At 43.0% G+C, this 19784-nt stretch carries 16 protein-coding genes; 10 read left to right on the forward strand and 6 right to left on the reverse strand.

Going from position 1 to position 19784, the window contains the following annotated elements; genetic code table 11:
- The first annotated feature begins 37 nt into the window (after positions 1-37).
- Positions 38-1000, forward strand: a complete 963-nt coding sequence (locus B0O44_RS20650; RefSeq protein ID WP_110833997.1) for an acetyl-CoA carboxylase carboxyltransferase subunit alpha — start codon at positions 38-40, stop codon at positions 998-1000.
- Positions 1001-1081: 81 nt separating this feature from the next.
- Here the strand turns inward: B0O44_RS20650 and B0O44_RS20655 are convergent, their stop codons facing one another.
- Positions 1082-4114, reverse strand: coding sequence for a glycosyltransferase family 117 protein (locus tag B0O44_RS20655; protein WP_110833998.1), 3033 nt, complete (start codon positions 4112-4114; stop codon positions 1082-1084).
- Positions 4115-4552: 438 nt separating this feature from the next.
- Here B0O44_RS20655 and B0O44_RS20665 point away from each other — a divergent pair, with 438 nt between their 5' ends.
- From B0O44_RS20665 to pth, 3 genes are all read left to right on the forward strand, one after another.
- Entirely contained in the window at positions 4553-5494 is a 942-nt protein-coding gene (locus tag B0O44_RS20665) for a ribose-phosphate pyrophosphokinase (protein ID WP_110833999.1), read from the forward strand.
- Between the two features lie 56 nt (positions 5495-5550).
- Complete coding sequence (locus tag B0O44_RS20670; RefSeq protein WP_110834000.1) at positions 5551-6129, forward strand: 50S ribosomal protein L25/general stress protein Ctc; 579 nt, start codon at positions 5551-5553, stop codon at positions 6127-6129.
- 140 nt (positions 6130-6269) lie between these two features.
- Positions 6270-6830, forward strand: coding sequence for an aminoacyl-tRNA hydrolase (gene pth / locus B0O44_RS20675; RefSeq protein ID WP_110834001.1), 561 nt, complete (start codon positions 6270-6272; stop codon positions 6828-6830).
- A gap of 21 nt (positions 6831-6851) precedes the next feature.
- Here pth and B0O44_RS20680 read toward each other — a convergent pair whose 3' ends face one another.
- The 3 genes from B0O44_RS20680 to B0O44_RS20690 are packed head-to-tail and all read right to left on the reverse strand — an operon-like array spanning position 6852 to position 12786.
- The gene (locus tag B0O44_RS20680) at positions 6852-8441 is read right to left on the reverse strand and encodes a response regulator (RefSeq protein WP_110834002.1); all 1590 of its coding nucleotides are present in this window, start codon (positions 8439-8441) and stop codon (positions 6852-6854) included.
- 33 nt (positions 8442-8474) lie between these two features.
- Entirely contained in the window at positions 8475-9311 is an 837-nt protein-coding gene (locus B0O44_RS20685) for a CheR family methyltransferase (protein ID WP_110834003.1), read from the reverse strand.
- Between the two features lies 1 nt (position 9312).
- Positions 9313-12786 (reverse strand): response regulator, encoded by a 3474-nt coding sequence (locus B0O44_RS20690; protein ID WP_110834004.1) that lies wholly within the window; start codon positions 12784-12786, stop codon positions 9313-9315.
- A 163-nt stretch (positions 12787-12949) separates the two neighbouring features.
- On the opposite strand from B0O44_RS20690, the gene B0O44_RS20695 reads away from it, so the two are divergent.
- The 3 genes from B0O44_RS20695 (at position 12950) to B0O44_RS20705 (ending at position 16179) form a co-directional block, all read left to right on the forward strand.
- On the forward strand, positions 12950-13303 hold the full coding sequence (locus tag B0O44_RS20695; RefSeq protein ID WP_110834005.1) for an ArsC family reductase: 354 nt from the start codon (positions 12950-12952) through the stop codon (positions 13301-13303).
- Between the two features lie 63 nt (positions 13304-13366).
- Entirely contained in the window at positions 13367-14104 is a 738-nt protein-coding gene (locus tag B0O44_RS20700; RefSeq protein WP_146229882.1) for a hypothetical protein, read from the forward strand.
- A 92-nt stretch (positions 14105-14196) separates the two neighbouring features.
- A complete protein-coding gene (locus B0O44_RS20705; RefSeq protein WP_110834007.1) occupies positions 14197-16179 on the forward strand; it encodes a M1 family metallopeptidase in 1983 nt (660 codons plus the stop codon).
- A gap of 6 nt (positions 16180-16185) precedes the next feature.
- Here the strand turns inward: B0O44_RS20705 and B0O44_RS20710 are convergent, their stop codons facing one another.
- Both B0O44_RS20710 and B0O44_RS20715 read right to left on the reverse strand, forming a co-directional pair.
- A complete protein-coding gene (locus tag B0O44_RS20710; RefSeq protein WP_110834008.1) occupies positions 16186-17499 on the reverse strand; it encodes a mechanosensitive ion channel family protein in 1314 nt (437 codons plus the stop codon).
- Positions 17500-17564: 65 nt separating this feature from the next.
- Complete coding sequence (locus B0O44_RS20715) at positions 17565-18203, reverse strand: hypothetical protein (protein WP_110834009.1); 639 nt, start codon at positions 18201-18203, stop codon at positions 17565-17567.
- A gap of 36 nt (positions 18204-18239) precedes the next feature.
- On the opposite strand from B0O44_RS20715, the gene B0O44_RS20720 reads away from it, so the two are divergent.
- The 3 genes from B0O44_RS20720 to B0O44_RS20730 all read left to right on the forward strand — a co-directional run bounded on the left by B0O44_RS20720 (position 18240) and on the right by B0O44_RS20730 (position 19712).
- Positions 18240-18464 carry a VF530 family protein gene (locus B0O44_RS20720; RefSeq protein ID WP_110834010.1) on the forward strand — a complete coding sequence of 75 codons (225 nt, stop codon included), beginning with the start codon at positions 18240-18242 and terminating at the stop codon, positions 18462-18464.
- A 5-nt stretch (positions 18465-18469) separates the two neighbouring features.
- The gene (locus B0O44_RS20725) at positions 18470-19312 is read left to right on the forward strand and encodes an isocitrate lyase/PEP mutase family protein (RefSeq protein ID WP_110834011.1); all 843 of its coding nucleotides are present in this window, start codon (positions 18470-18472) and stop codon (positions 19310-19312) included.
- 82 nt (positions 19313-19394) lie between these two features.
- On the forward strand, positions 19395-19712 hold the full coding sequence (locus tag B0O44_RS20730) for a hypothetical protein (protein WP_245943760.1): 318 nt from the start codon (positions 19395-19397) through the stop codon (positions 19710-19712).
- The last annotated feature ends 72 nt before the right edge of the window (positions 19713-19784 follow it).

Here is a 19784-nt window from a genome sequence, read left to right on the forward strand (position 1 = left end):
AGGTTCTTAATAAAATACCTATTTTTACCGCCCAATTATGGAACAGATAAAAACATCATTTGATTTTGAAAAGCCTATTGCTGAGTTGCTTCAGCAAATTGAAAAGGTGAAACAGGTTGCTGAAAAAACCAAAGTAGATATGTCTGCTACCTTAACAGAACTGGAAGAGAAGCTGGTGGAAACCAGAAAATCTACTTACAGCCATCTGACCGGCTGGCAGGAAGTTCAGTTGTCCCGCCATGCGGAAAGGCCTCAGACGCTGGATTACATCAGCATGATCTGCGATGATTTTATAGAACTTCATGGTGACAGGACCGTTAAAGACGACAAAGCGATCATTGGTGGTTTTGCGACGATTAATGGCCAGACGGTGATGATCATCGGGCATCAGAAAGGTAAAAATACCAAAGAACGCCAGTACCGTAATTTCGGGATGGCCAATCCTGAAGGTTACAGAAAAGCGCTGCGTCTGATGAAGCTAGCCGAAAAATTCAATAAACCGGTGATTTCCTTTATAGACACCATGGGTGCTTATCCGGGACTGGAAGCAGAAGAGCGTGGACAAGGGGAAGCCATTGCAAGGAACCTGTTGGAAATGTCTGTCCTTCGTGTGCCTATTGTTTGCTTTATTGTAGGTGAAGGTGCCTCAGGCGGTGCTTTGGGTATTGGAATAGGCGATAAAGTATATATGCTGGAGCATACCTGGTATTCGGTAATTTCTCCTGAATCCTGTTCCTCCATTTTGTGGAGAAGCTGGGATTATAAAGAACGTGCTGCAGAATGCTTAAAGCTAACTTCTACCGATATGTTTAACAATAAGCTCATTGATGGTATCGTGAAAGAACCACTGGGCGGTGCGCATCAGGATCCCGAGCAAATGGGCATCACCCTGAAAGAACAGATTGTTAAAGACCTGAAAGAGCTGGGTAAAAAAAATACAGATAAATTAATCACAGAAAGAATTGATAAGTTCTGTGCAATGGGGGTAGTGACAGAATAAGTACTGTTTATTTATTCCCGATATCAAAAAGAAAGGGCTGCAATTTCAATTGCAGCCCTTTCTTTTTGATATCCCCCGGACTTAATTGCCGCCCTGAGGGAAGTGTGATGCAAACCTGGATTCCAGTGCAGAGAACTGGTTTTTAAGGTCCTTACTTAATTTCGTTTGTTTATACTGATCGGCGGTATGGGCCATTTGATTCAGGAAAGACATGCCCAGTTGTACATTCTGTCCGCCAACATAGGTGTTTTTACTGTCAGAAACATCTGCCAGGTAGGTCAGTTCTTTTTGAATATAAACAGCCGCTTTTTCCAGCATTGCATTAGCCCTTGCAGTTTCATTTAAGGCGTAGAGGTTCTCTGCCATAAAATAAGTGCCGATCATAGAGCGAAGTCCATAAAATCTTTCCGGCATCACCTGGTAATACCTTTCGACAACTTTTTTCGCTTCTTCGGTTTTACCTTCTTTAATCAGGCTGGTGACTAATGAATTGAAAACATTTCCAAAAATAGAAACATCAGCTGCAGCTTGCTCGTCCAGGTAAGTGGCGGTTTTAATATTGCCCCATTTGAATTTATTCATCAGGTTGTCATACAATACAGGCGTATTGATCAGGTCAGACTTGGTGGCTGCACTGTCCACTTTAAGTGGCATCAGGCGCATGGCCAGGCCTTCAGTATACAGGTAATTGTCCAGGCCATTATACTGATCCGATGGTACGGTACTGGCAAAATAAATTGGTCTTTTCCAGTTGTTGTGTGCCAGGATGTCAAACATCGCCAGCGTTCCTTTGGTCACATAGCTTTTGTTGTATTTCCATTCCATCACCGGAACAATTTTATCTGCATTTGCAGCACTTACTGTACCTGTGCTAATGACATCAGCAGGGTTGATGGTCAGTTTAAAATTTTTGGTCGGAATGAAATTTTCTTTTGTCCCGTTTTGAAGAGGAACTTTATCTTCATCATTATCGGACAACAAGATGTCAACAATGTCTTTCAGTTCTACCGAACCGGCAAGATTGGCATCCTGATAATACATTACATCCCTGACGCCCTGTACATATTGTGATTCTTTCATCGTAATTGGAAGCGGCTCTGATCCGTTTTGCTTACGTTTCATGCCATTGATGTACCAGTCGGTATCAAATAAACTCAGGTTCACCAGACGGATATCCGGTCTGACATTTTCCACTTCCTGTATATACCATAAAGGATAAGTATCATTATCCCCGTAGGTAAATAAAATGGCATTTGGTGCACAGGATTGCATGTAATCGACTGCAATATCGTGGGCCACCATTTTGGTCGAGCGGTTGTGGTCATCCCATCCCTGCTGGCCCATAATGACAGGCGCACAAAATAAACCGATTACCGTGGCAGCGATAGCGCCATTAACCGGGGTAATTTTTTTAAACAACCAGTCCTGCAGGGCAAGTACACCAATACCAATCCATATGGCAAAGGCATAAAAAGAGCCCGCATAGGCGTAATCCCTTTCCCTTGGTTCGAGCGGCTTCTGATTTAAATAGAGTACAATGGCAATTCCGGTAAAGAAGAACAGTAAACCGACAATACCGGCATCTTTCTGATTGCGTTTGAAATGCCATACGGCCCCGATTAAGCCAATAATTAAAGGTAAAAAGAAGAAACGGTTATAGGCATGGCTTTCCACGATGGTTGGCGGAAGGTTTTTCTGGCTTCCAAGCATCAGTGCATCAATCGGTTTAATACCGCTTAACCACTGTCCTTCGTACAAGCTTCCCTGACCCTGGTCATCGTTTTGACGGCCAACAAAATTCCACATGAAATAACGCATGTACATGTTCCCGATCTGATATTTGAACAGGAAGCCGATGTTGTCAAACAGGCTTGGGAAATGACTGTCGTCGAAACCCATAAAATCTTTATAATAGGCAACGTGTCTTTCGTCGTCACTGTACATCCTTGGAAAAGGAGTGGTTTTGTCGTATTCGTAATCGGTTTTCTTTCCTGCAACTTCATATTTCTCTGCACCTTTTCTGTACAGGGTTTTGCCTTCTTTAAGACTCACTTTCTGAGAGTTGTAGTTCGGGCCAAACAATAAAGGTCTGTCCCCGTATTGCTCCCTGTTCAGGTAACCCAGAAAAGAGAAGGCGTTATCGGGATCACTGTTGTTCAGGTTCGGATTGGCTTTTGCACGGATAATGATCATGGCAAAAGACCCATAACCAAAAATGAGCAGGGCAGTGGAAAGCAGGGCAAGGTTTAAAATCCTTTTCTGGTGTTTAATGGAATAACGGATGCCCCATACCAGTCCGCCAATCAACAGAATGGCAAAGAAAAGTACACCGGAACCAAAGCCCAGTCCCAAGGTGTTCACAAAAAACAAATCAAAATAGGCGCCAAAGGAAACCAGGTATTGTATAATACCATATTGCACAAAGGCCAGGATCAGGATACCAATAAAAAAAGTTTTGATGATTCCGGCATTGCTTGGTTTGGAGGTCCTTTTGAAATAATATACAAATGCAATTGCAGGTATAGTCAATAAGTTCAACAGGTGGATACCGATGGACAGTCCCATAATATAGGCGATGAACAATAACCAGCGGTCCGAGCGGGGCTCATCTGCATGGGCTTCCCATTTCAGGATACCCCAGAATACGATGGCCGTAAAAAGAGAAGAAAGCGCATATACTTCGGATTCTACTGCTGAAAACCAGAAACTGTCTGTATAGGTGTAAGCTAAAGCACCAACCACACCTGAACCCATAATGCTGATCAGTTTGGCTTTAGTGACTTCTTCACCTGGCTTGAGGATGATTTTTTTAGCCAGTGCAGTAATGGTCCAGAAAAGGAACAGAATGGTTGCACCACTGGCAACAGCCGAACCTACATTCATAAAGTAGGCTATTTTGGTCAGGTCTCCCATCGCAAAGAGCGAAAAGAAGCGCTGTATCATTAAAAATAATGGAGCGCCGGGTTGGTGTACAACCTGCATTCTAAGTGCAGAGGCTATAAACTCACCGCAATCCCAAAAACTTACAGAAGGTTCTAAGGTTAGAATGTAAGATACTGTGGCAACCAGGAAACAGAACCAGCCTGTAATGTTATTGATCTTTGAGTAATTCATTTTTTTATTAAATAGATAATCGTTAGACTATAAAAATGCTGCCGAAAATAAAGAATAAGATTGACAATATGATGAGGAATGGTTTAAAAATACAAATTTAAACAGTCTCTAGGAGGATAAAAGGACATTAACAAAATTTAACCTTCAAAAATTTGTCAGTGCAATTTACTGAAGGACAGATATGGAAGAAAAAAAAGTAAAATTTTTTTTAAATAGTATTTGCAGATATCAAAAATGTGCGTAGATTTGCATTCCATTTCGAAGCGAACGTTATTTCAAAGCTTTTAAATGGGAAGATTGTCCGATAGTATAAGGGTAGTACAACGGTTTTTGGTACCGTTTGTCTTGGTTCGAATCCAGGTCGGACAACAACAATATTCGGGTTGTGAATAAAACCGCAACCCGATTTTTTTTAACCAGCATTGATACCGATCCATCATGCCATTGCAATTTAACCCAGTTAAACTTTTTGCCGGAACCGGTACAAAAGCGTTAGCACTAAAGATTGCCGAGAGTTACGGCAAGCCACTAGGTGATGTTACCTTGAACCGGTTTAGTGATGGTGAATTTCAGCCCTCTTATGATGAGACCGTCAGAGGTTGCGATGTTTTCCTGATCGCTTCTACTTACCAGCCCAACGACAATTTAATGGAACTTTTACTGATGATAGATGCAGCCAAGCGCGCTTCTGCACACTACATCACTGCTGTTGTTCCTTATTATGGTCTGGCCAGACAGGACCGAAAAGATAAGCCACGGGTTGCCATAGGTGCAAAACTGGTTGCCAACCTGCTAAAGTCTGCAGGGATCCACCGGATTATGACCATGGACCTTCATGCTGCTCAGATTCAGGGTTTCTTTGACATTCCGGTTGATCACCTGGATGCCTCGGTGATTTTTGTTCCATACATCAAAAGCCTTGGATTGGAAAACTTAACAATCGCCTCACCGGATATGGGTGGTTCATACCGTGCCCGGACCTTTGCCAAATTTTTTAATGCAGAGGTGGTTATTTGTGATAAACGCCGTAAAAGAGCGAATGAGATTGAGTCAATGTCTATTATAGGTGATGTGACTGGTCAGGATATTGTACTGATCGATGACATCTGCGATACCGCAGGTACACTTTCCAAGGCTGCGGCATTGATTATGGAAAAAGGAGCGAAAAGTGTAAGGGCTGTTTGTACGCATCCGGTGCTTTCTGGTAAAGCTTATGAAACAGTCGAAAACTCTATGCTTTCCGAACTGATTGTAACCGATACAATTCCGTTAAAGCAAACGAGCCCGAAAATCAGGGTATTGAGTACTGCAGACTTATTTGCCAAGGCGATTGCCAATGTAAATGAGCACGGTTCAATCAGTGAACTGTTTAAAGTTTAAAATTTGAATACAAGGCTTGGAAAAGCCATTTTAATACATAAATTAATATAATAAAAATGAAAACAATCGCAATTAGCGGTTCTCCAAGAGAGAACGTAGGGAAACGCGATGCTAAGGAACTTCGTTACGAAGGTAAGGTTCCTGCGGTATTGTATGGTGGTAAAGAGCAAACACATCTTGCAGTGTTGATCACTGATCTTAGAGATGCAATTTACACTCCGGAGGCCAATTTCGTAGAAATTGCTGTTAACGGTACAAAAACCAATGCCATCATCAAAGAATTACAGTTCCACCCGGTTACTGACCAATTGTTACACGTAGATTTTCTGCAGTTATTTGACAACAAAGAGATCCTTATGGAAATCCCTGTTAAATTGACCGGAACTTCTCCAGGTGTTAAAATGGGAGGTAAACTGGTTCAGAAATTACGTAAACTTCGTGTGAAAGCTTTACCTAAAGACATGCCTCAGGCTGTTGAAGTAAGCATCGCAAAATTAGAAGTTGGTAACTTGTTCCGTGTACGTGACCTTGCAAAAGGTGCTTACACTGTAACCAACACTCCTGAAGATACAATCGTTTCTGTTGGTATGTCAAGAGCATTGAAACAAGCAGAACAGCAGGCAGGTAAAAAATAATCCTGAGCTTTCAGCGTGGAAAAGCAGCATCGAAAACGGTGCTGCTTTTTTTTTGAAAGTGTTTTTTTAACTTTGGCGCGCTGGCTGTTGACTGTTGAAGAAAATACAACCCGAAAACATAGAAAAATAAATATAACTAGATGAAGTACCTGATTGTAGGCTTAGGGAATATTGGGCCCGAATACGCCCATACCAGACATAATATAGGGTTTGACATTGCTGACGGGCTGGTCAAAGAACTGGGTGGAAGCTTTACCAATATGCGTTTGGCCTATTACGCAGAATGTTCTTATAAAGGCAGAAAACTGCATGTGATCAAGCCAACAACTTTTATGAATTTAAGTGGAAAAGCCGTTAATTACTGGATGCACGAATTTAAAATCCCATTGGAAAATATTCTGGTGCTGGTCGATGACCTGGCCATACCCTTTGGGAAGCTCCGGCTCAAGTTAAAAGGCAGCAGTGCCGGGCATAATGGTCTTCAGAATATTGAAGATGTATGCGGAGGCCAGAATTATCCCAGATTGCGCTTTGGTATAGATGATAATTTTCCCAAAGGAAGACAGGTGGATTATGTGCTGGCCCCTTTTGACAAGGAGGAACAACCGGAACTGCCTGCTTTAATTGACCGCAGTGTGGAGCTGATTAAAAGTCTGGTGACCATTGGTGCGGCACAAACGATGACTGCTTTTAATAAATGATCCTAAATTATACGCTGCAGTTTAATTTTTTGCAGCGTATAAAGTTATTTTTCTATGCAGTACATCCAGTTCAAAAGGTTTACTGATGACATCATTGGCGCCTGCATTAATCGCAGTTCTTTTATCGTCTTCCAGAACAGCGGCTGAAAAAGTAATCACAGGGATCTGCTCCTTGCCGCTTACATAACCATCCCGGATCAGTTTTATGGCATCCAGGCCGTTCATAACAGGCATAAAAGTATCCATTAGAACCAGGTCGTAATCTTTTTCTTTCAACTGTTCCAAAGCTTCGCGGCCGTTTTCAACCAGGTCGAAACTGATGTTCCAGTCTTTGAGGATTTTTTTGATCAGGAAAGCATTAATAGGATTGTCCTCAGCAACCAGGATACTTACATTTTCAAAAGGCAGCAGTTTTGTCTGGCCCGCAGGTTTCTCCTGGGCATCATTACTCAGCACCTCATACCAATTGGTAAAACAGAAAGTACTGCCTTTGTTTTCTTCACTGAAAACTTCGAGTATTCCTCCTTTGAGTTTTGCCAGATTTTTTACGATGGAAAGCCCCAATCCTGTTCCTCCGAATTTAATGGTGGTTTGTTCATCGGCCTGCTCAAAAGTTTCAAATATCTTTTCTATATTTTCTTTGGCAATACCGATACCTGTATCAGAAACGGAAAATTTGACCTGAACATTATTGCCCTTTTTATCTATAACTTCAACTTTCAGGGCTACCTGTCCATGTTGGGTGAACTTGATGGCATTCCCAATCAGGTTCATCAGGATCTGGTTTAAACGAAGGGAATCGGCCATAACCAGTGTCGGTATGTTTTGATCATAATCGGTTAGCAGTTCCAGGGATTTCTCCTTCGCATGGATTTTCAGCAAGTTGACTACGGCATTGCAGTTTTTAAGCAGGTCTGTCTCAGCCCGGTTAATTTTAAATTTACCGGCTTCTATTTTGGAGAGGTCCAATATGTCGTTGATGACCCCAAGTAAGGAATTGGAGGAGATCTCCAGTAAATTGACCATCTCTTTTTGCTCTTCTGTCAGGGAGGTACTGTTGAGCAGGTTGGCGATACCTATAATCCCGTTAATGGGCGTCCTGATCTCATGGCTCATATTGGCCAGGAAATTTTCTTTGATCCTTTTTCCCTGTTCGGCTTCTTCTTTGGCCTGGATCAGTTTTTTCTGATAGGCCTGCAGTTCTTCATTCTTCTTTTTAATGTCCCGCTGGTTCCTAACAAATTGTATAAAGGAATCTACTTTTGCAGAAGTCACAAAAGGGTTTAAAGGCTTGTACAGGTAATCTACAGCTCCCGTATTAAGACCTTTTACCGCATACTTGGTTTCTGTAGAAATAGCGGTTACAAAAATGATCAGGATGTCTTTGGTCCTGGGATTACTTTTGAGGATTTCCACCAGTTCAAAACCATCCATTTCCGGCATTTGAACATCCACAAGGGCAATAGAAATATCCATCTCCCAGGACAACCTCAATGCCTCGTTTGGAAGGGTGGTACTGATAATGTTTACATCTTCCCTGTCCAGTAAGGCTTCCAGGGCGATGATGTTCTCCGGTCGGTCATCAACAATTAATATGTTAATTTTTTCCATTGGGTCGTTCTTTGTCATTCAAATATTTTTCTGCTAAGCAGTCTTTTGGTAGATATTGTTTTTTTTATCGATCACTTTAAACCGGCCGGTTTCGGTACTTCTGAGGGTCTCTTTGGAACCCAGGCATAAAAAACCAAAATTAGCTAAACTGTTGTAAAAAAGGTCGATCACTTTTTTTTGTAAATCTGTATTGAAATAAATGAGAACGTTACGGCAGGAGATCACCTGAAATTCGTTAAAAACACCATCTGATGCCAGGTTGTGGGCTGAGAACAAGATGTTTTTTTTCAGGTGGTGGTGAATGGAAGCGGCGTCGTATTTGGCGGTATAATAATCCGACAGGGTATGGGAGGTCCCGGTTTTTAAAAAATTTTCTGAATACAGTTTCATTTTCTGCAGGTCATAAATACCATTCTTTGCAAATTCCAGTACTTCAGAATTGATGTCTGTACCATAAAAGAAGCTCCGCTCATAAAGCTGTGCCTCCGCAAAGAGGATGGCATAAGAGTACAGTTCTTCACCCGTAGAACAGCCTGCATTCCAGACCTTAATGCGCTGATAAGAGCGTAGGTAGGGAATGATCTGTTCTTTAACTGCGGCATAAAATAAGGGGTCCCTGAACATTTCTGTCACGTTTACGGTTACTTCGATCAGAAAGGATTCAAAATAATCAGGGTCATTGGTCAGTAATGTACGTAAATCAAACAGGCTTAGTTTTTGCAATTGCATAATCCTGGTTACCCTTCTCTTAAGGGAGGCCCCGGAATAATTTTTGAAATCAAAGCCATGAATATGATGAATAAGCGTGATCAGGTGATCCAGCTCTGCATAGCTGATGGTTTCAGGGATATTTTCCAAACGCTGTTTCATATTAGCTTAGCCATACCCTCATCATTGACAGCAGCTGGTCCACGTCAACAGGCTTGGAAATATAATCGTTTGCACCAGCTTCTATACATTTTTCCCGGTCCTGTTTCATTGCTTTTGCAGTTAATGCAATAATAGGAAGTTTTGAAAACTCTTTCTTTGAACGAATGGCCCTCATGGCTTCATAGCCATCCATTTCCGGCATCATGATGTCCATCAGCACCAGGTCAATGCCCGGTTCCTCTTCCAGCTTTTCGATGGCTTCCCGTCCGTTATTCGCAATGATAATTTTCAGGTCATAACTCTGCAACGCACTCGAAAGGGCGAAGATATTTCGCATGTCGTCGTCTGTAATGAGTACTGTTTTATCTTTAAGTGCCTTTTCCAGGGTAGATACACTTTTGTTTTTTGCAGAAGAGGGTTTAGAAAGCTGGAGCTCTTCTTCTTTTTTTAGTTTATTCATGAACAAACTGACCTCGTCGATGAGCCGGTTATTGGATTTTGTCGACTTGAGCACCATGGCCTCGGTGTATTTCATAATGTGCGACATTTTATCCTGGTCCAGTTCCATGGCGGTATTGATGATGACCGGGATATGTGTCAGTTCCGGCTGGGCTTTGATCTGATCGAGTAAATCGAATCCGGAGATGTCGGGTAGGTTCAGGTCCAGGATAATGCAATCGAATATATTGTTCTTCAGGATATCCAGGGCCTGATGACCGGTAAAGGCCTGGACCACTTCTATTCCCTTACTGACCAGTTCCTCTTTAACGACCATACTTTGCAGTTCCTGGTCCTCAATAAGCAATACAGTTTTGAAATTATATTTTATATGCTTGTCCAGCAAAAGATCAAAGGCCTGGTCCAGCTGATCTTTTTCTATTGGTTTTTTCAGAAAACCGATAGCGCCCTCACGTTCTGCCTGATCTGTTTTTTCATCACCGGCTGACATCATATGGACCGGAATGTGTTTGGTCCTTGGGTCTGATTTTAATTTTTTCAAAATGGTCCAGCCATCCACCACGGGCAGCATAATGTCCAGGACAATGGCATCAGGGAGGTGTGTAAAAGCCATCTCAAGACCGGTATCCCCGCTATGGGCAAGAATTGGCTGGAAACCTTTTTCAAAGGCATAGTCCTTAAGTACGTCAGCAAAGACTTCATCGTCTTCAATGATGAGCAGAATCTGACCTTCTTTTAGGGCCAATGTTTTTTCTTCTGGTACAACAGGGATTTCAGGCTGGGCAAGTGCTTGAACCAAAGTCGTGTTTTCCGCGGTTTCATGTCCACTATAGACTGCCGGGATATACAAGGTGAAAAGGCTTCCTTTTTGTGGCTCGCTTTCTACCTGGATCTCTCCGCCAAGAATATGGGCAAGTTCACGGCTAATGGACAAGCCCAATCCTGTACCGCCGTATTTTCTGCTTGTCGAGCCATCGGCTTGCTGGAAGGCTTCAAAAATCAGTTTCTGTTTATCGGCCGGAATTCCAATACCAGAATCCTGTACCTGCAGGGCGATGATGTTTTGTGCCCCCTGCAATGCTGCAGAAAAATAGGTTTTCCCCGGTTTTACCGGTTCGATTTTAAGGCTGATTTTTCCTTGTTCCGGGGTAAATTTAAAGGCGTTGGACAAAAGGTTTTTAACAATCTGTTCCACACGGGCCAGATCTGTGCTCAGTTGGGCCGGAAGACCGGGAGACAAGATGGTTTGGAAATGAATTTTTTTGCTCTTTGCAATTTCATTAAACAGGGACTCCATGTTTTGCTTGATCTCTGTTGGTCTGACCACCTCAATGCTCAGGTCTATTTTACCAGATTCTATTTTAGAGAGGTCTAGGATGTCGTTGATCAAGGTCAGCAGGTCCGAACCTGCATTATGAATCACACCTGCATATTTGATCTGGTCTTCGGTCAGGTTTTCCGGTTTGTTTTCCTTTAGGATCCTGGCCAGGATCAGGATGCTGTTGAGCGGGGTACGAAGTTCGTGGCTCATGTTGGCCAGGAATTCCGATTTGTATTTACTGGAAATTTCCAGTTCTTCTGCCTTGAGGCTCATGGCTTCACGTGCCTGGTTAACCAGGACATTTCTTTCTTCCAGCTGCTGCGCCTTTTCTTCCAGTTCGGCATTGGTTTGACGCAACTCTTCCTGTTGGACCCGCAATTCTTCTTCTGAAGCCTGCAACTGCTCAGATTTGTAAACCAACTCTTCATTGGTCGTCCGCAATTCTTCCTGCTGGCTTTCGAGTTCTTCTGCTTGTTGCTGGGTCTGCTCAAACAGGCCCCGGAGCTGGATTCTGGCGGCAGCACTGTTTATGGCTACTCCAATACTTTCGGAAATGGTACTTAGGAAAAGGATTGCAGATTCATCCGGCGTGTTTTTAAAGCCAAGTTCCAGTACCGCAACGGTTTCTTCTTCAAACAGAACCGGAAACAGGTATATGGATTCAGGGGAGGTTTGTCCCAGGCCGGATATGATTTGAAGATAGCCCTGCGGAACATCCTGTAAAAGTTTATGTTGTTTTTCCAGGGCAGTCTGGCCAACCAGGCCTTCTCCAAATTTGTAACTGGCTATATTTCCCTTTTTTGGGGTATAGGCATAACTGCCACTGAGCTCCAGGCGGCTCCTCTTGTCATCGGAAAGAAAAAGGGCACCAATGGGCAGTGCCAGGTAGTTACATACACCCGTTATAATATTGGTGGACAGTTCATCCATTTCCTGTTCTCCGCGCATGGCCTCATTAATGGCGGTCGCTCCCGAAAGCAGCCAGTTCTTCTGCTCATTTTCTGTGGAAAGTTTTTCCAGCTGGGCATTGTTGGTCCTGATCTGGGCTTCTGTTTCCTTCTGCTGGTCAAAAGTTCTTCTGATGTAAGAGAAAAGGAATAAAATTAAGATGAAAATAACCAGGGCACTGCCGATCACAATGGCTACAGTTTGTTTTTTACTGACGATGGTCTTGTGCAGTCTTTTTTCGAGCAGGGCCCTTTCTTCCAGCACCATTTTATCGGTCAGCTTGTTCAGATTTTCCCTGATGAGCCAGCCTTCGTTGCCTTTTAGCCGGTTCAGCGCAGCCTCTTTTCCTGAAGTATAGTTGAGTTGTATGACCCCTTTTATGAAACTGAGCCGCTTTTCGGCATATAGTTCCAGGCTGTCCACCCGTTCTACCTGGGCGGGATTGTCCCTGACAAGTTTTTTGAGGTCATGAACCGAGGGCATTACTTTGTTGACATTGGCAGAATAGGAGTCCATAAACTTCGGCTCCTGGGTTAAAATAAACCCCCTTAGCCCACTCTCAGTGTTCACCAGTTCCAATTTAATTTTCTGGGTCAGAATCATCACCTCATAGGTGTGGTTTTCCCAGTTGGAATCTTCATCAAAAGAATTGATACTCAGATAGGAAGTAACAGCAGAAAAAAGTACAAATAGCAGCGAAATGGCGAAGCCGGTGAGTACTTGCTGTTTGAAAGAAAGCTTAAACATATATAATATGTGAGATTTTGTTGGTGTCCATAAATCCTGATTGCTTCAGAAAGTTATGCAATATTAACTATAAAATATTTTCGTGCGATTTTAAACTGTGTATTTAGTGAAAAATGTTTTGAAAGATTATCTATTTTAGCGCAATTAATGTATTTTAATCTATATGATAGTCTACGGCATTCCAAATTGTAATACGGTAAAAAAAGCGCAGACCTGGCTGAAAGAGCATGGCTTTGATTATGAATTCCATGATTTTAAAAAGAAGGGAATAACTGCAGGGAAACTCAATGAGTGGTGTACTGTATTTGGCTGGGAAAATGTATTGAACAGAAAAGGCACAACCTGGAAAAAACTTGATCCCCAGACGCAGCAGTCGGTTAAAGATCAGGAGTCTGCGATAAAATTACTGGTAAACCATACCAGTGCGATTAAAAGACCAGTAGTAGAACTGGAGGGTAAGGCGGTATTGTTAAGTTTTAATGAGGAGCAATACGGACAAGTTCTAAACAAGGTTTAAACATTTGCTTGTTAATTTTTGTTAAATAGATCATCCGGCATTAAAACTATATTAAATTTGGCCATGGTTAAAAAAGTAATCGTCGTGTTCTTGTTTGTTTTGCCGTTTAAGTTATTTGCCCAGGGCGTAGTGACCGGAACGGTTTATGATTTTGAAAATAAAACTTTCCCTTTACAGAAAGTGGTGGTGAAAAATCTCAACAATCAAAAACTGGCCATTACAAAAGCAAGCGGACAATTTACTATTGATGCCAACAAAGGTGATGTGCTGGAGCTTTCCCTGATTGGCTACCATACCGACACCCTGTTCCTAACGGACCTGAACCCGAAAACAATATTTTTGCCCGTTAATGCCAAAAATCTTAAAGAGGTTAGTATTGTCAGTGCAAAACTTTCTCCGTATCTGGACCTGAAAAATACAGCTAAGGGACCCACTACGGTTTCTACAGATGGTCTGGCCGGAAAGGGGAATTTTGACAGGGCCGGCGGTTTGATCCTTGGATTTGGTGCCGGTAGAATTAAAAAAGAACAGGCCAAAATCAGGGCGCTGGAAGCCAGGGATGCTTACGAGACAGAGATCAATAATAATTTTAATGAGCAAACGGTTTCTGCACTGATTAAACTCAAAGGTCAGGAACTGAAAGATTTTATTGCCATGTTCAGGCCATCGGTGGCGCTGATTAAAGATGAAAGGCCTTTTAATTATTCTTATTACATCGCCCAGGCACACCAGCGCTGGCTTAAAATGACACCCGCTGAACGTAAATTACCTCCTGTACCGGTGATGAAACAACGTCAGTAATAATGTTACAAGTGTTTCTGGAAAAATAGCAGGCAAGATGGTTTTGGTTTTTAGTACATTTACCTTATTAACCGAACCTTAATTTTTTGTCAATGACTTGGAAGACTTTAAAACCCTGCCTGGTTTTAACTTTGCTTTGTTCCCTGAGTTTTACAACTTGCCTGCAGGCACAGAACACCGAACCTGAAAGTAATTACGACCCTCATGCGGCATTCAGCCCTTTGTTTTACAGTCAAAATGGAAATGAATTCCGTTCGGCCATAGGTTATCCGGGGCCAAAGTATTGGCAGAACCGGGCAGATTATACGATTTCATCCCGTCTGGATGATCAGAAGAACACCATTACTGGATCATTAACCATCACCTATAAAAATAATAGTCCCGACAAATTGCCTTTTCTCTGGCTTCAGATGGACCAGAATCTGTTTAAAGAAAAGTCCAGAGGAGCTGTGCTGATCCCTGCGGGGAGCCGTTATGGCTCAAGAGGAGAAAAGATTAATGGGGGCTATGTCATTCAGGGCTTAAGTGTTTTCCAAAATGGAAAACCGGTAAAATTTACTTCCCTGACCGAGGATACCCGTATGCAGATCCGCCTGACTGAACCACTGGCAGAAAACGGAGGAGTGATCACCATTAAAATGGAGTATTCTTTTCTCATTCCGGCAAATGGTTCTGACCGCCTGGGACATTTGTCTACAAAAAACGGGGAGATTTACGCCATTGCCCAATGGTATCCCAGAATGTGTGTCTATGACGATGTAATTGGCTGGAATACCCTGCCTTACTGGGGGGCATCGGAGTTCTATTGTGAATATGGCAATATGGATTTTACGGTAAATGCCCCTGCAGATCATATTGTAATGGGATCGGGGGAATTGCTAAACCCACAGGAGGTGTTTACAGCCGAACAGCTAAAACGCTGGAATGCGGCAAAAAACAGTGATGAAAAGATTGTCATCCGTTCAGAAACAGAGGTGACCGATCCAAAATCGCGCCCGGCTAAAGACCGTCTGGTCTGGAAATTCAAAATGTCCAATACCCGGGATGTGGCCTGGGCTTCTTCCAAAGCTTTTGTCCTGGATGCGGCCAGAATTAATCTTCCAAGTGGTAAAAAGTCTTTGGCTGTATCTGCTCATCCAGTAGAAAGTAATGGGGCAGATGGTTATGGCCGAGGGGTTGAATATGTGAAGGCTTCTATTGAATATTATTCAAAAAAATGGTTTGAATATCCATACCCTATGGCAGTCAATGTCGCCACAAATATTAGTGGTATGGAATATCCGGGCATCGTATTTTGCGGGTGGACTGCAAAAAAGGGCCAGGCATGGGGTGTAATTAACCATGAGTTCGGGCATACCTGGTTTCCGATGATTGTCGGAAGTAATGAACGTAAGTATGGCTGGATGGATGAGGGTTTTAATACTTTTATAAATGGAGGTTCAACAGAAGCCTTTAATAATGGAGAATATAAGGGAAAACCTGCCAATATGCAGGTCAACGGAAAAAATATGTCTAAACCGGAGTCTGAATATATTATGTTGACACCGGATGCCATGCGGGAGAAAAATATTGGACAAAACCTTTATTATAAGCCGGCTGCAGGATTAAACCTGCTGCGCAACCAGATTCTGGGGCCCGAGCGTTTTGACTACGCTTTTCAGAATTACATCAGGCATTGGGCATACAAGCATCCGACACCCTTTGATTTTTTCCGTTCGATGGAAAATGGGGCTGGAGAAGATCTTGCGTGGTTTTGGAGAGGATGGTTTATTGAAAACTGGAAAATGGACCAGGCAATTACAGCGGTGGCCCCTGTAAATGCTGCAGATGGAACAACAGAAGGATATAACATTACAGTAGCCAATCTGGAAAAACTACCGATGCCGGTCATTCTGGAAGTGACCCTGAAAAGCGGAAAAAAAGAGACGGTCAAACTGGCTGCCGATGTCTGGATGCGCAATAAAACCTGGACGGTATATTATCCTTCTTCAGAAGAAGTGGTCTCTGTGGTTTTGGATCCTGAAAAAGTACTCCCGGATGTGAACCCGGATAACAACAGCTGGATAAAAAATTAAGTTCTTCTATTGTTGTAAGGATAAAGAATTGCCGAAATGAAGGGTTTTGGTATCTCCTGAACCCTCCATTTCATAAATCTGCAGGTCAAAATAAATGGCTGCGGCAAGCAGGTGGTCGAAGATATCGGCCATAATGTATTCGTAATCTGCCCATTTGGTCGTGCTGGTAAAAGCGTAAATCTCTAAAGGCAGGCCGTTGGCTGTCGGGGCAAGGTGTCTGACCATCATGGTCATTTTCTTATGAATGCCTGAATGGCTTGATATGTAGTTGTCAATGTATTTCCGGTAAAGTCCTGCATTGGTGAGGTTGCGGCCATTGATCAACAGACTTTTATCAGCGCCACTGCGCTCATTGCTTTTGTCAATGTCTTTTTTACGGTGGTCAATATAGGGTGCAATGGCCTGAATTCTTTTAAAGTTTTCCAGTTCCTGGTCCGTGACAAAGCGTATGGTAGACTGTTTGATGTAAATGGCCCTTTTAATTCTCCTGCCTCCTGCCTGCTGCATGCCTCTCCAGTTCTGAAAGGAGTCGGATATCAGGGCGTAAGTTGGGATGGTGGTAATGGTCTTGTCAAAGTTTTGCACTTTTACAGTGGTGAGGTTGATTTCAGTAACGTCTCCGTCTGCACCATATTTGGTCATGGTAATCCAATCGCCAATGCGTACAATGTCATTGGTGCTGACCTGAATGCTGGCCACAAAACCCATAATGGTGTCTTTAAACATTAGCAGTAATACCGCAGAAATGGCACCCATTGCTGTAAAAAAGGCAATAGGAGACTGGCCGGTGAGATTGGAGAAGATGACTACCGCCCCAATGAGAAAAAGGATGATGCGGATGACCTGCAAATAACTTTCAATAGGTTTTGCGCGGAAAGCTGTTTTTTTCTGCAGACTGTCTGCACCCGAACGGAGCAGGGACATGATCATCCAGATGATGATCACCACCATATAGATGTCGGCTAGGGCGGTTAATGAGGGAATCAAAGCCGGAAAGGGCGAAAAAATAATAGGAATTGCTTTTTTGACCAGAATTAAAGGGGCGCTGAGTGCAAGAAAATGCGGAAAACGGTTTTCCAGCAGGTGTTGGAAAAAACTGATCCTGCTGCGCTTGGCAATGCGAATCAGGGCTACACGGAGCAGGCGTCTGACCAGGTACTGCAGGATATAGACCAGCAAAATCAGTATCAGCAGGTGTAGGATCAGATTGACATAAATGGCTATACTGTGCGGCACGCCCCATTTCAAAAGGAGGCTGTAAGTTTTTTGACTGACCGTATAAAGATCAAAAGGATCAAATTCGTATTCTGCTGTGTTCATTTTCTGGGCATTTAAATGATCAGCGCCGGAGCGCTCAGAGCAGCAGAATACGAAAAAAAAATAAATTATTTAAAAAAACTGGCTTTTAGTTTTTCTGCATCAATACCCGTAGCAGGGGAGTCCAGACGGATCAGCCAGCCTTTTTGTTTCAGCTGCGCAATGTCAACCTTGGCAACCGAAAGGTCTTTTCCCTTCAGGCTCTGATGAAAAACAAGGGGTTCTTTAGGTTCCTGGTCTGCGGTGCTGTGGTACAGGATTTCCATTCTGAATTTTGGCCAGAGTTGAATATCTCCCATATTGGCCGAAAATATTCTTGCGCTTTTATGGGCAGGGACCAGACCTGCAAATTCTCCTTTATAATGTTGGCCTTTTTCTGTGGTGAAACTCAGCAGGAGTTGATAAGAACTGTCATTGACCAGGTGAAAATGCGCAACGGCCTGACTGTGCTGGTCACTGACCAGGGCCAAATAGATGCCTTCATGCACAAATTCTGCTTCTGCAACGGGTTGCTCCGGCCTGTTTTTAACAATGCCGCTTTCGTCCGGAACATCTCCATGAACCAGGGTTACCTTAGAGGCCATGACCGGAATCTCAAAATCATTGCTGTCTGTTACTCCTATGGTATCCTTATCAATAATGCGGGTGATGTACCCTTCTATGTTTTCGTCTACAAAACGAACAAAATCACCTAATTTTACTTGCATAGTCCAAATTTAAGGCTTTCTTGCTAATTTTACATCATGGCAAAGACAGAAGAACAGGTGAACAACCCCCTGCATGGGAAAACACTTGAATTTATTGTTAAACAACTGGTTTGGCATTATGGGTGGGAAGAGATGGGCAGGCTTGTCCGGATAGATTGTTTCAACAACAATCCAACCATGAATTCGAGTTTAAAATTTCTGCGCAAAACAGATTGGGCACGGAAAAAGGTGGAAAAATTATACCTCAATACTTTTCATTAAAAGATATGGATGTTACTGCTCAGGCTGCTAAGGCGGGTGTATTCAAAATGCTTCATGAGCGTGAAGGACTTTTTATTATTCCCAATCCCTGGGATGCGGGTTCAGCCACCATACTGGAGCACCTGGGTTTTGAGGCTTTAGCTACCACCAGCGCCGGTTTGGCTTTTTCATTGGGAAGAGCAGATGGGGTGGCGGCAGTAAGCCGGGAAGAAACGCTCGATAATGCCCGGATGATTGTAAATGCAAGCTGTTTGCCGGTTGCTGCCGATCTTGAAAATGGATTTGACCAGCGCCCGGAAGCCTGTGCAGAAACGATTTTAATGGCCGCCGGGGTGGGGCTTGCCGGAGCTTCTATTGAAGATACAAGTGCTGATCCGGCAAAACCGGTTTTGCCTTTTGGGCTTGCAGTAGAAAGGGTGAAAGCTGCGGTGGAAGCTGCCAGGAGCCTTTCTTTTCCTTTTACATTTACTGCAAGGGCTGAAAACCTGATTTACGGGCGTCCGGATCTGAAGGATACCATTAAGCGGTTGGAAGCTTTTGCGGATGCAGGTGCAGATGTTTTATTTGCGCCTGGGTTAAAGAACCTGGCAGAAGTAGAAGCGGTTGTAAAGGCGGTGGCACCTAAACCAGTCAATGTATTGCTGGGCGGAAACCACCCGGAGCTTTCTGTACTGCGTTTAAGGGATCTGGGTGTAAAAAGAATCAGTCTGGGTTCTTCATTGGCCAGAACAGCCTATCATGCTTTTTTCAGAGCAGCACAAGAGGTTTCAGGAAACAACAGTTTTACCTTTGCACAAGAGGTGATGCCTTATGGAGAGATGAATGATTTGTTTAAAAAAAAGAAGTAATGCTTGTGTTTTTTTAGGGGAAATTTTCGATTTAGAATACAATTTCTATATTTGCTAATATTTGTAGTATAGAGAGAGATACATGATGACCGTTACTGTGCTTGCGATTATAGAATCCGATACCATACCAGCAGCCCCCTTATCTAAAGTGATGAATGAAAGGTTGCGCCGCTTTGCTGCTGAATTGCAGGATAAACATTTAAAAGACCTGGATTTACTGGATCCTGATTGTGAGGACGTGGTGATTTATCTGGGATATGACAGTAAATATAATGTTCGCTGGAAAATCGTTAATGATGTATCAGCAGCTATAGAGTCCGAGGTGGCCAGGCATTGTGCCCTGCTGGGTTATGTTTTATGGAAGGGCAGCACCATTTATAATTTCAATTCCCGTAACTAAAGGAGAAACCCAGGTCCTTCTCATCGGATGTAGAGGCTTTTGTCTGCCAAATGCTAAAAAAATATTATATAA

Origin of the sequence: Pedobacter nutrimenti (assembly GCF_003208655.1) — a bacterium.
GTDB lineage: Bacteria > Bacteroidota > Bacteroidia > Sphingobacteriales > Sphingobacteriaceae > Pedobacter > Pedobacter nutrimenti.

Bases quoted from the DNA above. Each gene is read 5' to 3' on its own strand.
- pth (WP_110834001.1), top strand. From the start codon at position 6,270: ATGAAGTACCTGATTGTAGGCTTAGGGAATATTGGGCCCGAATACGCC.
- B0O44_RS20685 (WP_110834003.1), bottom strand. From the start codon at position 9,311: ATGAAACAGCGTTTGGAAAATATCCCTGAAACCATCAGCTATGCAGAG.
- B0O44_RS20655 (WP_110833998.1), bottom strand. From the start codon at position 4,114: ATGAATTACTCAAAGATCAATAACATTACAGGCTGGTTCTGTTTCCTG.
- B0O44_RS20650 (WP_110833997.1), top strand. From the start codon at position 38: ATGGAACAGATAAAAACATCATTTGATTTTGAAAAGCCTATTGCTGAG.
- B0O44_RS20665 (WP_110833999.1), top strand. From the start codon at position 4,553: ATGCCATTGCAATTTAACCCAGTTAAACTTTTTGCCGGAACCGGTACA.
- B0O44_RS20690 (WP_110834004.1), bottom strand. From the start codon at position 12,786: ATGTTTAAGCTTTCTTTCAAACAGCAAGTACTCACCGGCTTCGCCATT.
- B0O44_RS20715 (WP_110834009.1), bottom strand. From the start codon at position 18,203: ATGCAAGTAAAATTAGGTGATTTTGTTCGTTTTGTAGACGAAAACATA.
- B0O44_RS20680 (WP_110834002.1), bottom strand. From the start codon at position 8,441: ATGGAAAAAATTAACATATTAATTGTTGATGACCGACCGGAGAACATC.
- B0O44_RS20695 (WP_110834005.1), top strand. From the start codon at position 12,950: ATGATAGTCTACGGCATTCCAAATTGTAATACGGTAAAAAAAGCGCAG.
- B0O44_RS20710 (WP_110834008.1), bottom strand. From the start codon at position 17,499: ATGAACACAGCAGAATACGAATTTGATCCTTTTGATCTTTATACGGTC.
- B0O44_RS20670 (WP_110834000.1), top strand. From the start codon at position 5,551: ATGAAAACAATCGCAATTAGCGGTTCTCCAAGAGAGAACGTAGGGAAA.
- B0O44_RS20705 (WP_110834007.1), top strand. From the start codon at position 14,197: ATGACTTGGAAGACTTTAAAACCCTGCCTGGTTTTAACTTTGCTTTGT.
- B0O44_RS20730 (WP_245943760.1), top strand. From the start codon at position 19,395: ATGATGACCGTTACTGTGCTTGCGATTATAGAATCCGATACCATACCA.
- B0O44_RS20720 (WP_110834010.1), top strand. From the start codon at position 18,240: ATGGCAAAGACAGAAGAACAGGTGAACAACCCCCTGCATGGGAAAACA.
- B0O44_RS20725 (WP_110834011.1), top strand. From the start codon at position 18,470: ATGGATGTTACTGCTCAGGCTGCTAAGGCGGGTGTATTCAAAATGCTT.
- B0O44_RS20700 (WP_146229882.1), top strand. From the start codon at position 13,367: ATGGTTAAAAAAGTAATCGTCGTGTTCTTGTTTGTTTTGCCGTTTAAG.